The following is a 12,889-nucleotide window of genomic DNA, read 5'->3' on the forward strand; positions in this document are numbered from 1 at the left end:
GAAGAAAAGTGAGAAAAACGGTGCGTTCGGACAAAATACAACCAGAACACCTCTTTTTACACCTTTTATTGCACAAAAAGAGCGCTTAATCGCGCTCAATTTTCAATATCCAACCTGCTTTTTCCTGATACCCAGCTTCTAATTCCAATTCGCTGCGCATTAATGGGTGCTCATGCAACCAATCATCAGGTAATGTTAGGGTCAATGTCTCGGGCTCAGTTGCGGTAATGTAGAGATCAGGCAAAACATCATCTTGACGGCGCATAGACAAGATCACCGCAATCCTGAGTACTCTGACAAGTAACTCTATAAAACTCTGATGATTACCAAACTGAGTGAAAGAGCTTTCTTCTACATCTAACCTATGGTTACCCACCAAAGTTACTACCATCTGCTTCTGAGACCGAGAGTAACCAGGCATGCCTGTGTGTTTCAATATATATGCACTGTGCTGATGATAAGACTTATAGTCAATGACCAAACCTATTTCATGCATTGACGCTGCAGCGCTCAATAGGCCACATGCACTTTGAAAGTCAAACTGCATGGGGGCCTCTAATTGCTGAAGTAAAATTTTGCATATATCAAACACACGTGTCGCTTGTCCGCTATCGACGTGATATCGGGACATAAAACCATCAAGTGTGCGTTTGCGAATGTCAGCCTGATTGAGCTGATCGATCATGCTATAGAGAATGCCTTCACGTAAGGCACCGCCAGCCAGGCCCATTCGTTCAATCTGCAAGGCCTCGAATAGTGCAATCAATATTGCCAGCCCAGAGACAAATACCAAGCGACGCTCTTCACTTAATCCTGGCAACTCAAGTTGCTCTATACTTTTAAATTGAATTGCTTGTGCACGGATTGCCTGTAGCTTATCCAGGGTCAGCATTTCATCTAAACCGAGCGCTGCAAAGATCTCCTGAATAGCCTGTACTGTACCGGATGCGCCTATAGCGAGCTCCCAGCCAGAAGTTTTATATTGAGCGGCATAAGGTGCAACCACTTTGTGTGCAGCCGTCGTTGCCGCGGCAAAGTTACTCTCGCTGAGCGCACCATCTGCGAAAAAGCGTTCTAAATAGGTAACGCACCCCATATTTAGACTGTGGTAAAGTTGTGCGTCAAAACCCTGACCAATAACGACTTCGGTGCTCGCCCCACCTATATCTACAACAAGCTGTCGCCCCTGACAGGCAGAAGTATGCGCTACACCTTTGTAAATAGAGCGGGCTTCTTCTTCCCCACTAATAATAGAAATAGGGTGACCTAGAATTTGTTCGGCTTTTTGTTTAAACACATTAGCGTTTGTTGCGAGGCGCAAGGTCGCGGTGGCCACTATACGTATATTGCTAGCCGGGATATCCTGCAGTCTTTCAGCGAACAAGGATAAACACTCTAGTCCTCTGTGCATCGCTTCTTCACTCAGTAAATTTTGCTCATCCAGACCTGCGGCCAGCCGAACTTTACGTTTGACTCGCCCGATTGTGTGTACGCCACCTGCCATATGTTTTGCAATTAACATATGGAAGCTGTTTGATCCTAAATCAATCACCGCATACACATTTTCATGTGGGGATCTCTGAACCACGCTTACTAACCTCTATCTACTTCTACCAAAAAGCCCAATTAAGTACGCGGACGTGATTTTTGGTAACTACCTTGTCGACGGTTACTACCATTGCGATTGCCGCGCTGACCGGATGGATTTCTGCGCCTTTGTTGTCTGGCTGGCGCTTTGATGTCATCTAGTAATGCTGACTTATCGTAGTGAGAAACCGGTATTGCATGGTCTATGTATTCTTCAATCTCATGTAAGTTATATGCATATTGCTCGCAGGCAAAGCTAATCGCATGCCCTGATGCACCCGCTCGGCCAGTACGGCCAATACGATGCACGTAATCCTCACAATCGTCTGGCAGATCAAAATTCAGTACATGACTCACCTCAGGAATATGCAAACCACGCGCTGCAACATCCGTTGCAACCAGCAGATCAAGTTCACCCTTAGTGAATTTAGACAAAATAGACAAACGCTTCTTCTGATTGACGTCGCCGGTTAAGAGCCCAACTCGATGCCCGTCATTTTTTAGCCATTCATAGACGTTTTCACAACTGTGCTTAGTATTGGCAAATACAATAGCCTTGTCCGGCCACTCTTCCTCAATCAAGGTGAGTAGTAAAGGAATTTTGTCCTCTTGCGACGGGTGGAACAGCTCTTCTTGAATGCGTTTTCCCGTTTTAACATCTGGCTCTATCTGCACATGAATTGGATTATGCATGTGTTCGAATGCCAGCTCCTGAACACGATAAGACAGTGTTGCAGAAAATAGCAGGTTAAGCCTTTGCTGCGTATCCGGCATGCGATTGAATAAGTACCGAATATCTTTGATAAAGCCCAGATCAAACATACGATCCGCTTCATCCAGAACAACAACTTCAATATTATTAAGGTTATAGGCACCTTGTTTGTAGAAATCTATCAGGCGTCCAGTGGTACCAATTAGGATATCCACCCCTTTTTCTAATTTTGACCGTTGTTTTTCGTATTCTTCGCCTCCATATACTAAGCCAAGCTTTAACCCACACGCTGGTGCCATAATTTGGGCATCTTTGTGGATTTGGATCGCAAGCTCTCGTGTCGGGGCCATAATTAACGCACGTGGCTGACCGGCAACCTGAGCATCAGGCTGGCTTTGCATCAGTCGATGGCAAGTCGCAGTTAAAAACGCAAGCGTTTTACCTGTACCTGTTTGCGCCTGACCGGCAATGTCTCGACCCTCACTGATGTAGGGCATGCACTTTGCTTGGATTGGCGTACAGTATTCGAAGCCACTCGCTGTCAAACCGGCGACCACTTCCGGTGCTAAAGCAAAGTCGATAAATTTTTTATTGGTCAAATGTGTCTTAGTCATAGCAATTAAGCATAACGTTTAAACTTGCAATAAGAAACAAGAGTGTTTAAATACGCATTAAATAATTGACCTAATTCTAACGGAGAGCGCAATGAGCGACAAAATTATTCAATTAACTGATGACAGCTTCGAAGCAGACGTGCTTAAGTCGGATACCCCTGTACTGGTAGATTTCTGGGCTGAATGGTGTGGTCCATGTAAGATGATTGCACCAATCCTGGACGAAATTGCAGACGAGTTCGAAGGTCGCGCAACGGTAGCTAAACTCAACATCGACCAAAACTCACTGACACCGCCTAAATTTGGTATCCGCGGTATCCCAACTCTGCTACTGTTCAAAGACGGTGCGGTTGCAGCGACTAAAGTTGGTGCGTTGTCAAAAACACAACTGATCGAGTTCCTTGAGAACAACATCTAACAGATTACTTATCTCAGGCATTAGCATACGCTGATAGCCGATAAGTCACAGTTTGAATGTATCAGGTAGCGTCGCATCGGCCCTACCTGATTAAATTTGTATAAAGACTGGACGACTGCTCCCCTAGCTGCTAACTTATAGAGCCACTAACCTTAAGCAATTTCAATTCAATCCCTCGTACCACGAGAGAACAACTTTTAAATAAAGAACCCACCAATATGCATTTACGCGAACTGAAAGACAAGTCAATCAATGAGCTTGTAAAACTTGCCGAGTCAATGGGACTCGAGAACGTTGCCCGTCTAAGAAAACAAGACATCATTTTCGCCATCTTGAAAGCGCACGCTAAAAGCGGCGAAAACATCTATGGTGGCGGCGTGCTGGAAATTCTTCAGGATGGCTTCGGCTTTTTACGCTCATCGGAAGCCTCCTACCTGGCAGGCCCGGATGACATTTACGTTTCGCCAAGCCAGATCAGACGCTTTAGCCTGCGTACCGGTGACAGCATTAGCGGTCTGATCCGCCCACCTAAAGATGGTGAGCGTTACTTCGCACTGCTTAAAGTGAATGAAGTAAACTTCGATAAACCAGAAAATTCCAGAACTAAAATTCTGTTCGAAAACCTGACACCCATCCATGCCAACGAACGTATGGTAATGGAACGTGGTAACGGCAGTACAGAAGACATCACTGCGCGTGTTCTGGATCTGGCTTCTCCAATTGGTAAAGGTCAACGTGCACTGATTGTTGCACCACCTAAAGCCGGTAAGACCATGCTACTGCAAAACATTGCACAGTCAATTTCTTACAACAACCCAGATGCAACGCTGATGGTACTGCTGATCGACGAGCGTCCGGAAGAAGTAACAGAAATGCAACGTCTGGTGCAAGGTGAAGTAGTCGCCTCAACCTTCGATGAGCCAGCAAGCCGCCACGTGCAGGTTGCTGAAATGGTCATTGAGAAGGCGAAGCGACTGGTTGAGCACAAGAAAGACGTGATCATTCTGTTGGACTCGATCACACGTCTAGCACGTGCCTATAACACAGTGATCCCATCTTCTGGTAAAGTACTGACAGGTGGTGTTGATGCCAATGCACTGCACAAGCCAAAGCGCTTCTTCGGTGCTGCACGTAACGTAGAAGAAGGTGGCAGCCTGACTATCATCGCTACAGCCCTGATTGACACTGGCTCTAAGATGGATGAGGTTATTTACGAAGAGTTTAAGGGTACCGGTAACATGGAACTGCACTTAAACCGTAAGATTGCTGAAAAGCGTGTATTCCCGGCCATCGACTTTAACCGCTCAGGTACACGTCGTGAAGAGCTGCTCACTAAGCCAGACGAACTACAAAAGATGTGGATTCTACGAAAAATCGTTCATGAAATGAGTGAGATCGATGCAATGGAATTCCTCATCGATAAGCTGTCTATGTGCAAAACAAACAACGAGTTCTTTGACTCAATGAAGCGTAAGTAATTATTCACGCAAGAAAAAAGCCTGCTTATGCAGGCTTTTTTTATGCCTCTAATACTGACACGTTAATGCTAGTGTTCTATATATAAATAGATGTGCAAAGACACTGACGGAAAATCACGGCAAGACCTTGCAGCCTAATCCTTGTTGTCTTAGCACACGATACGTGACAACAATACTCTCAAGCAAGCCTGATAAAGGAAGAACACACCCATGCGTTTTGTAGCCAGTGCCATGGCCGTGACTACAGTGAATATAGCCGTCGTGCTGGTCTGTACAGCCATCTTTTCACTCCCTCTCAAAGTTACCGTCACGCTCATCCTCCTAATGATTATTGCCTCTTTATTCGCGGCCTTATGGCTCGACAAAAAGCAGCAAAAAGGTGCTTACTTACACAGCTTTGTCAGTGCGTTACACCACCAGGATACAATAGACCTGACTTTTCGTTTTGACGAAAAAGACAAAACCTTACCCGAAGCCTGTCTGGCCATCAACGACAGTATGGCGATGATGGAGCATATTATTGGCGAAGTATACGCCTCATCTTCACGGCTCTCCCCTATGGCTGACAGCCTGCGCGATACCTACGCATCTATGACACAAAAAGCGACTATTCAGCATGCTCATGGTGAAGACTTGGCAACAGCAATTAATCACATGCTGACTGTTTCGAGAGAGCTGGATGATAGCCTGGAGAAAATCTACAGCTCAGTCGAAAATGCCACACAAGCGGTCAAAAAGACCCGCATAGATACAGACAAAAGCCAGGAGAGCCTGATGACCCTGGCGGGTAATATTCAGGCTACCAGCGAACAAATCGCTTCATTGAAAGCCGATAGTGATGCCATTAGCTCTGTCATAGACGTCATTAATGCCATCGCGGAGCAAACCAACTTACTGGCACTAAACGCCGCCATTGAAGCTGCCCGAGCTGGTGAACAGGGCCGAGGCTTTGCCGTCGTGGCTGATGAAGTGCGTAATCTGGCAGCGCGGACGAGTCAATCAACACAGGAAGTCCGTAATATGGTCAACAAAATCCAGGCAGGAACTGACAGCGCACATGCCCAGATGCTTACCGCACTGGCAGAAACCGACAAAACAGTCAGCTTATCTGAGGCTTCTACAAAAGAGGTAGACCAAATAGAGCAGTCAATGATAGATATCAATGCACTGTCACACAGCATTCATACCCAGGTAAGCCAACAAAAGGCTGTCTCCGATGAGGCCCAGTCCAGCATTGAGTCAATGGTTGAGCTTAACTCTGATGCCCTTTCTGCCTCCAAGATTCAGGCTGTTTCAAGTAGCGACCTTATCAACCTGGCTGAATGTATTCATGAGAAACTGTCGATCTTCAAAGCAGAGCGGCCCCAGCCGGATGTGACTCACCGTACGGATACCAGCCGGTATAATTGTGACACAGATACACAGGCCGTCACCTCAGACAAAAACAGCCAAGCCAAAGAGCACAGCGCACTAGGTGACATCGAGCTGTTCTGAGTAGCTACACACTTTTAATTCGTCGCACAGGATCAGGAACAGGTCTTGATACAGGGCTGTTTGCTCTTGTTTTAGCGCCGCTTCGAACTGTGAAGCAATATCTGAGATATGGACGAATTCAAACATGCTTGCAGCACCATTTAATTTATGACAATGGTGCTGGAGTGCCTGCCAGTTTTGCTCCTGCCACAAATCAATCAATTTATATCTCTCTTGCTCCAGCGTTTGTGCAAAGCTATGCTTGAGGTCGCTCATATCTATTGATAAATCCAGTGGTTGAGAGGCATGGATACGCTGCAAAGACTGGGCAAGTGTCTTATACAGCAGATCGCTGTTGATTGGCTTGCTGAGGTGACCACTGAACCCCTGAGCCAGATAACCTTTGATTTCATGTTCCATCACATTGGCCGTCAGTGCATACACTTCTCCTTCAAAACCAGCCTGACGCAATAGTTTCAGGGCCTCAAGACCATCCATTTCCGGCATCTGAATATCCATTAATACAACATCCGGATAGGTGCTGAGACAGCGCTCTACCGCTTCTCGCCCATTGCCTACAACATCGACCTCAAGTCCCATTTTTTCGAGCAGTCGAGAGATCAGCACACGATTATCATCATGATCTTCAGCCAGCAGCACTGTGCCAGATAATTTCACATCTGACGCCAAAGACTGCGCATGCGATATTTTTTCAAGGTTATCTGGCTGACTGACCTGACTGAGTCTGGCACAGGGCACGCTCAGTTTAAACTGACTGCCTCTTTCAACTTCACTCTGAACGGAGATCTCGCCCCCCATCATTTTTGCCAAATGCTGTGATAAGCTCAGTCCGAGTCCCGAGCCACCAAACCGGCGGGTTATACTATTATCTCCCTGCTGAAAGCACTCAAAAATCCTGGCAACCTGAGATTCCGACATACCAATGCCACTGTCTCGCACAATGAATAAGATACCGTCTTCCTGTTGTCTGATAATCAGCTCGACCTGTCCCTCCTGCGTAAATTTCACCGCATTACTGAGCAGGTTGATTAAAATTTGCTTCAGGCGCACATAATCGAGCCGTACTAAATAGGGAGTGGGTAAGTCATTTTCGACCAATAATGCGAGCGATTTTTCCATACAAGGGCGCTGAAACATATCACAGACATCGGCCAGTAAACTCTCGATGGTAAATTCAGTATATTCCAACTCCAGCCTCTGAGCCTCAATCTTACTCAGGTCCAATACATCGCTGATCAGATCTTTTAAGTGATTCCCTTGTCTTGCCACCACTCTCAATGACGACATTAAATGAGGGTCATTTGCATAGTCCTGCTGCAAACTTTCAGCATGGCCCAAAATAGCAGTCAGAGGCGTGCGGATTTCATGACTGATATTCGCCAGAAACTGGCTCTTTATCTGATTTGCATTGCGCAATTCATCAGCAGTCTGCTGCAACTGCGCCGTTCTCTGGGCCACCTTTTTACTGAGTTCAATTTTTGCACGACGCTCCGTCGCACGATGGTAAAATGCAAATACAGAAATCATCGCCAGACATAAAATCAACCCACTCATCCATAACAATTGATTTTGCTGTTCATCTTGGAGCTTTTGCAACTCCTGTGCCTGCTTCATTTTTGCCAATTCCTGACTTAACTGGCTTTCCTCAAACTTGCTCTGATACTTATTCAGGCGGGTGATCAGACCTTCATTTAGCAGGGTAAACTGCAGATCCCGGTAATAGTCCAGCGTTTCTGCCGCTGCCTGCATTTTACCTTTAGCAGCCTGAACCAGCGCCAGTAAATGCAGAAATTCTCGCTCCCTGAGGCGATCACCCAATTTACGCGTTAAGATTAGCCCCTGATCGATACTTTCCTCTGCAGCATCAATTTCTCCACGCATCAATTGCAGTCTGGCCATCGGATGCAAGGCATGCATAACGCCCGCCTGATTGTCGGCCTTCTCCGCGTAATACATAGCAAAATTGACTTCCTGCTCTGCGGATGTGTAGTCCCTGGTCAGTAAACTTAATTTTGCCATGTTGACATATTCAAATGCCAGATGCCGTGTATTATTGATACTATGATAGTAATCAACCGCCGCTTTAACGGCTTTACGAGCAAGCTCAGGACGATTTGATTCGGTATAAATGACCCCAAGGTTGCCTTGTGACAATGCCACACCATACTCATCACCTAACCGTTCGAACAGTGTGATGGCACGCTTGAGTAATTCCTCCGCTTTATTGTACCTAAACTGGCGAATATACACACCGGCGAGATTCAGCAACATATCAGCCCTGTCTTGCTCATTGCCATATTGCTCGTACAGCATGTAAGCAGCCAGATAATGCTCCAGTGAGGCTTCCAGATCGTGGATCTGGATAAAAGACATACCCAGATTGTTGTGGATGTCGGCCCGCTCAATTGGTTTATCTCTTTGCTCTGCAACCACTAAAGCCTGTTGATAGTCGATAACCGACGCCGAATAGTCTCCCTGATAAAAGGCACTGATCCCTTGCATTTTAAATGCATGATATAAGCTATCTGACAATCCGGTTTCACGGCTCAAGGCCTCAAGCTGTTCAAAGTAGCGAATGGCCATCTCATAGCGCGTGCTCTCTAGCGCGATTTTACCGATGGTTTTAAGCGTATTCACCCGTTGCTCAGGCGTTAATTCTGGTAGCTGTAGTAAACGCTCCGCACCCAGCATCTGTTCCTGCCAGTTTGTCATCTCTGACAGCACATTAATTTGCTGCGTGATTGCAGGCGAAGAAACAGATGTGTCGGCATTAATTTTGAGTGACCATACTCCGACCAATAACACAGCAGCCACAACCCACTTAAAACCCTTTGTCATCCCTGTCTGCCCCGTATTACTTGCAATAGACGTGTCAAAAAATAAGAATTGAACAAAGAAGATACACCATGTTTACAGGCGGAACAATGTTGAACCCCCTCCTTGATGCCACTTTTAGGATAATCACTCGTGATCGCGCAACGCAATTGCATCGACTGGCTAGCGCACTGGATAAAGAAATGGGGTTCCCCAGATTGGACGATGACCCTGACAAAGCGCTTTTTAAACGTAACTTTTTGCTAATGAATGCGCTCTATCAACTACAGCAGGAGTTTGCTGAGCAAGGATATTTTTTGCAGGTTGAGGCCATGGACATCCGCCTGCTTGAACAGCAAGCACGCTCGACATTGCAAAAACAAGACCCACTCAGGGACTATTATTTAGATTGGCGCAACTATGACACCAGTAAGGACGAAGTCACTGCATTGCTGACGCAATTCTGGCAGCGCTATATGAAGATGCCCGAAACAGGGGCCGAGCAGCATGTTGAGCTCATCGACAAGTGGCAACTACCGCGCCCCTATTCCCGGCGCCAGCTGAGCAAACGCTGGCGTACACTGGCATTTACAGCTCACCCGGATCAGCAAGGGGAACAAGCCTTATTTCAACAACTCCAAGAAGAGTACGAGCTGCTCAAATACTTCGCAAAAGCGGATGAATAATACCAAAGTGTATAATTAACTTGGATTGATATCGCTACAGGCTCATCCGCTTCGCTTTAAACTTACGCCCCTTAAGCTTGCTCTCCTGTAATTTTCTGAGCGCAGGCTTAACCCCCTCTCTGGCCACGGCAACAAACGCCTGATGATCCAGCAAATCAATGTTACCGATCAGACTGGCACCGACCCCCTGCTCTGACGTCAAACAGCCGACAATATCACCAGCGCGAAGCTTGTCTTTTTTGCCCCCATCCACTTGCAAAGTGACCATAGGGGGCTTGAAGACAGGTTTGTCGAGCAGGCTCAAAGGTGGCGGCGTTGCCGGCTCAAACGCCTGCTCATAGATGTCACTCAGTTTGGCAACTTTAAATGCTTCATTCTCTCCATACAAAGAGCAGGCAAGCCCCTTTTTACCGCCTCGCCCAGTGCGGCCCACCCTGTGAACATGGGTTTGTGGATCCAGCGCCATGTGATAGTTAACCACCATATCGACATCCTCAATGTCCAAACCCCGTGCTGCAACATCCGTGGCAACCAGTACGGATGCACTTTTATTGGCAAAGCGGATCAAAGCACGTACCCGCTCAGCCTGATCCAAATCGCCATGCAAAGTGACCACATTCACACCACTGCTCTTGAGCTCACTATATAACTTCTTCGTTTCGACTTTGGTGTTGCAAAAGGCAATACAGCTAACGGGCTTGTAATGCTGTAGCAACAGACGCAGCGTGTTGAATCTCAGTTTGTTATTTTTAAGCGCAAAAAACTGCTGTTTAATTTGCCGGTTGAGGGCTTCTTCCTCTCCCTTAACCATGACGGGTTCACGCATAAACTGTTGGGTCAGCGCCTCAATATCTTTCTGATAAGTGGCACTGAACATCAATGTCTGACGCTCTGGGGGCAGATAAATCGCGATGTTTTCCAGCGCTTCAACAAAGCCCATGGCCAGCATCTGATCGGCTTCGTCCAGAACCCAGGTCTGCACCTGAGTCAGATCAAGCGTCCCCTTATACAAGTGCTCCTCAATCCGGCCAGGCGTGCCAACCACAACGTGGGCACCATGCTCCAGTGAACTGATCTGCGGGCCTATAGGTTCGCCACCACACACTGTCAGCACCTTAATGTTTTGCATGCCACGCGCCAGTTTGCGGATCTCCGTAGCTACCTGTTGCGCCAATTCGCGGGTTGGCGCCAGCACTAAGCTTTGGATCACCTGCTCTTCAGCCACCAGTTTATTGAGCAAGCCAAGGCTAAAGGCCAGCGTCTTACCCGACCCGGTTTTTGCCTGCGCTATCACATCCTGGCGTGCAATAATGGCGGGTAATGCCTGTGCCTGAATGGGCGTCATGGTGGTAAAACCGGCTTGCTGTAAGCCACTTTGAAGCTGCCGGGTCAACGGCACTTGATTAAACGACTGGGTCACACTATTACCTCGGAGAAACTCAATTTGCCAAGTTTAGCAAATCCCGCATAGCGCCGTCACTTCAGTAACTAAAAACGCCCGTTCACCCCGAAAAAGTTTAATTTAACAGCAATTGTTGCGACAATCTCAAACGATGTAAATTACCAAGGGTTACTATGGAGCAAATGATACGCTTTACACCTTTTAGCAGACTAACCAGCGTCGCCAGACACTGGCTGTTACCACTGTGCGCTTTAACCATCAGCACAGTTGCTCAGGCACAGGAATTCACGCAAACACAACTTGAAGAAGTCGCCAAAGTACGTACACTGGCGAGTCAGAGTGATTTAAGTTGGCAATTACTGGAGTCGCTGACAACGGAGATCGGCCCGCGCCTGCCCGGCACAGAGAACGATAAGCTGACGGTGGCCTGGGCTGAGAAACAGTTTAAACGTCTGGGTTTTGACAAGGTCTGGCTGGAAGCCGCGACTTTTCCTGAATGGCGCCGCTATCACGAGTCGGCGAAACTGATTGCACCGAGTGAGCAGCCTCTGCACATCACTGCACTGGGCAATAGCGTCAGCACCCCTCAACAGGGCCTAAGTGGTGAAGTCGTGTTGTTTGAAACCTTTGATGAACTAAAAGCTGCACCAGCAGGTAGCCTGAAAGGCAAAATTGCTTTCATCAACTATAAAATGAATCGAGATATCGATGGCAACGGCTACGGTCCAGCAGTCCAGGCGCGCAATAAAGGGGCCGTTGAAGCGGCAAAGAAAGGAGCCATCGCTTATATGATGCGCTCTGTCAGTACCGCTCATCATCGTTTTGCGCACACCGGTGGCAGCCACTATGACCAGCAGGTCACAAAAATCCCGGCCACCGCCATTGCAAACCCAGACGCCGATCAAATTGCGCGTCTGTTCAAGCATGGTCACACCCCTAGAGTCGAAATCAATATTCAGACCGAAGATCTCGGCGAAGGGACTAGTTTTAATGTGATTGGCGAAATCACCGGATCAGAGTTTCCTGAGCAATACGTATTACTTGGCAGCCATCATGACTCCTGGGACCTTGGCACAGGTGCTCTGGACGATGGTGCCGGTATGGCGCTGACCATGGCCGCGGCCAAACACATCGCCTCAGTGACCCGACCCAAACGCAGCATCCGGGTCGTCCTGTTTGCCGCCGAAGAGTTGGGATTATGGGGTGCCAAAGCGTACTTCAAACGTCATGAAGACAAACTGGCGCAGATTGTTGCCGCCGCCGAATCAGACTTTGGTGCGGATGTGGTGTATGCATTCGAGTCCAACGTGAATGCCGCTTCTCTGCCGCTGGTTCGCGCCATGGCTGAACAGTTAAAACCTTTAGGCATTAAGTACATTGGTGCCAACCGTGCACGTGGAGGTCCGGATCTGATCCCGTTAAATAAACTAACCTCTGCGCCAATTTTCGATCTGCACCAGGATGGCACCGATTATTTTGACTACCATCACACTGCAGATGACACGCTGGATAAAGTCGACCCAGCCAAGTTGAAGCAAAATACCGCGGCCTATGCCGTCTTCGCGCTGATGGCAGCCAACAGTAAAACGCGCATGCAGGGTAAGTAAGGCAAGCCGCTCTTATTAAGTAAGCGCATACAAACTTTCGGCGTCAGGCTTCAGAGCTCGACGCCATACTCAAACAA

The 12,889-nt window shown here is 47.6% G+C and carries 9 protein-coding genes; 5 read left to right on the forward strand and 4 right to left on the reverse strand.

Translation table 11 applies throughout. The features are described from left to right. Positions 1–85: 85 nt before the first annotated feature. Both gppA and rhlB read right to left on the reverse strand, forming a co-directional pair. Positions 86–1,588, reverse strand: a complete 1,503-nt coding sequence (gene gppA / locus CWB98_RS21060) for a guanosine-5'-triphosphate,3'-diphosphate diphosphatase (protein ID WP_138546608.1) — start codon at positions 1,586–1,588, stop codon at positions 86–88. Positions 1,589–1,626: 38 nt separating this feature from the next. Beyond that, positions 1,627–2,913 (reverse strand): ATP-dependent RNA helicase RhlB, encoded by a 1,287-nt coding sequence (gene rhlB / locus CWB98_RS21065; protein ID WP_138546609.1) that lies wholly within the window; start codon positions 2,911–2,913, stop codon positions 1,627–1,629. 91 nt (positions 2,914–3,004) lie between these two features. Here rhlB and trxA point away from each other — a divergent pair, with 91 nt between their 5' ends. The 3 genes from trxA (at position 3,005) to CWB98_RS24665 (ending at position 6,303) form a co-directional block, all read left to right on the forward strand. After that, a complete protein-coding gene (gene trxA, locus CWB98_RS21070; RefSeq protein WP_010387092.1) occupies positions 3,005–3,331 on the forward strand; it encodes a thioredoxin TrxA in 327 nt (108 codons plus the stop codon). Between the two features lie 218 nt (positions 3,332–3,549). Next, on the forward strand, positions 3,550–4,809 hold the full coding sequence (gene rho / locus CWB98_RS21075) for a transcription termination factor Rho (protein ID WP_010387091.1): 1,260 nt from the start codon (positions 3,550–3,552) through the stop codon (positions 4,807–4,809). Positions 4,810–5,019: 210 nt separating this feature from the next. Continuing rightward, positions 5,020–6,303 (forward strand): methyl-accepting chemotaxis protein, encoded by a 1,284-nt coding sequence (locus CWB98_RS24665; protein ID WP_138546610.1) that lies wholly within the window; start codon positions 5,020–5,022, stop codon positions 6,301–6,303. Here CWB98_RS24665 and CWB98_RS21085 read toward each other — a convergent pair. Beyond that, on the reverse strand, positions 6,280–9,141 hold the full coding sequence (locus tag CWB98_RS21085) for an ATP-binding protein (RefSeq protein ID WP_138546611.1): 2,862 nt from the start codon (positions 9,139–9,141) through the stop codon (positions 6,280–6,282). The genes CWB98_RS24665 and CWB98_RS21085 overlap by 24 nt on opposite strands. Before the next feature lie 86 nt (positions 9,142–9,227). Between CWB98_RS21085 and CWB98_RS21090 the strand changes: the two genes are divergently transcribed. After that, a complete protein-coding gene (locus CWB98_RS21090; RefSeq protein ID WP_138546612.1) occupies positions 9,228–9,803 on the forward strand; it encodes a DNA-J related domain-containing protein in 576 nt (191 codons plus the stop codon). Positions 9,804–9,837: 34 nt separating this feature from the next. On the opposite strand, the gene dbpA is transcribed toward CWB98_RS21090, so the two are convergent. Next, positions 9,838–11,223, reverse strand: coding sequence for an ATP-dependent RNA helicase DbpA (gene dbpA, locus CWB98_RS21095; protein ID WP_138546613.1), 1,386 nt, complete (start codon positions 11,221–11,223; stop codon positions 9,838–9,840). Positions 11,224–11,378: 155 nt separating this feature from the next. Between dbpA and CWB98_RS21100 the strand changes: the two genes are divergently transcribed. Continuing rightward, complete coding sequence (locus CWB98_RS21100; RefSeq protein WP_249364733.1) at positions 11,379–12,812, forward strand: M28 family peptidase; 1,434 nt, start codon at positions 11,379–11,381, stop codon at positions 12,810–12,812. Positions 12,813–12,889 lie beyond the last annotated feature (77 nt).

It is taken from the genome of Pseudoalteromonas rubra, from assembly GCF_005887115.1.
In the GTDB taxonomy this organism is placed as follows: domain Bacteria; phylum Pseudomonadota; class Gammaproteobacteria; order Enterobacterales; family Alteromonadaceae; genus Pseudoalteromonas; species Pseudoalteromonas rubra_F.

What these genes read in the sequence shown, in the direction of transcription:
- rhlB (WP_138546609.1), bottom strand. Translation starts at nt 2,913, where the DNA reads ATGACTAAGACACATTTGACCAATAAAAAATTTATCGACTTTGCTTTA.
- trxA (WP_010387092.1), top strand. Translation starts at nt 3,005, where the DNA reads ATGAGCGACAAAATTATTCAATTAACTGATGACAGCTTCGAAGCAGAC.
- rho (WP_010387091.1), top strand. Translation starts at nt 3,550, where the DNA reads ATGCATTTACGCGAACTGAAAGACAAGTCAATCAATGAGCTTGTAAAA.
- CWB98_RS24665 (WP_138546610.1), top strand. Translation starts at nt 5,020, where the DNA reads ATGCGTTTTGTAGCCAGTGCCATGGCCGTGACTACAGTGAATATAGCC.
- CWB98_RS21085 (WP_138546611.1), bottom strand. Translation starts at nt 9,141, where the DNA reads ATGACAAAGGGTTTTAAGTGGGTTGTGGCTGCTGTGTTATTGGTCGGA.
- CWB98_RS21090 (WP_138546612.1), top strand. Translation starts at nt 9,228, where the DNA reads ATGTTGAACCCCCTCCTTGATGCCACTTTTAGGATAATCACTCGTGAT.
- CWB98_RS21100 (WP_249364733.1), top strand. Translation starts at nt 11,379, where the DNA reads ATGGAGCAAATGATACGCTTTACACCTTTTAGCAGACTAACCAGCGTC.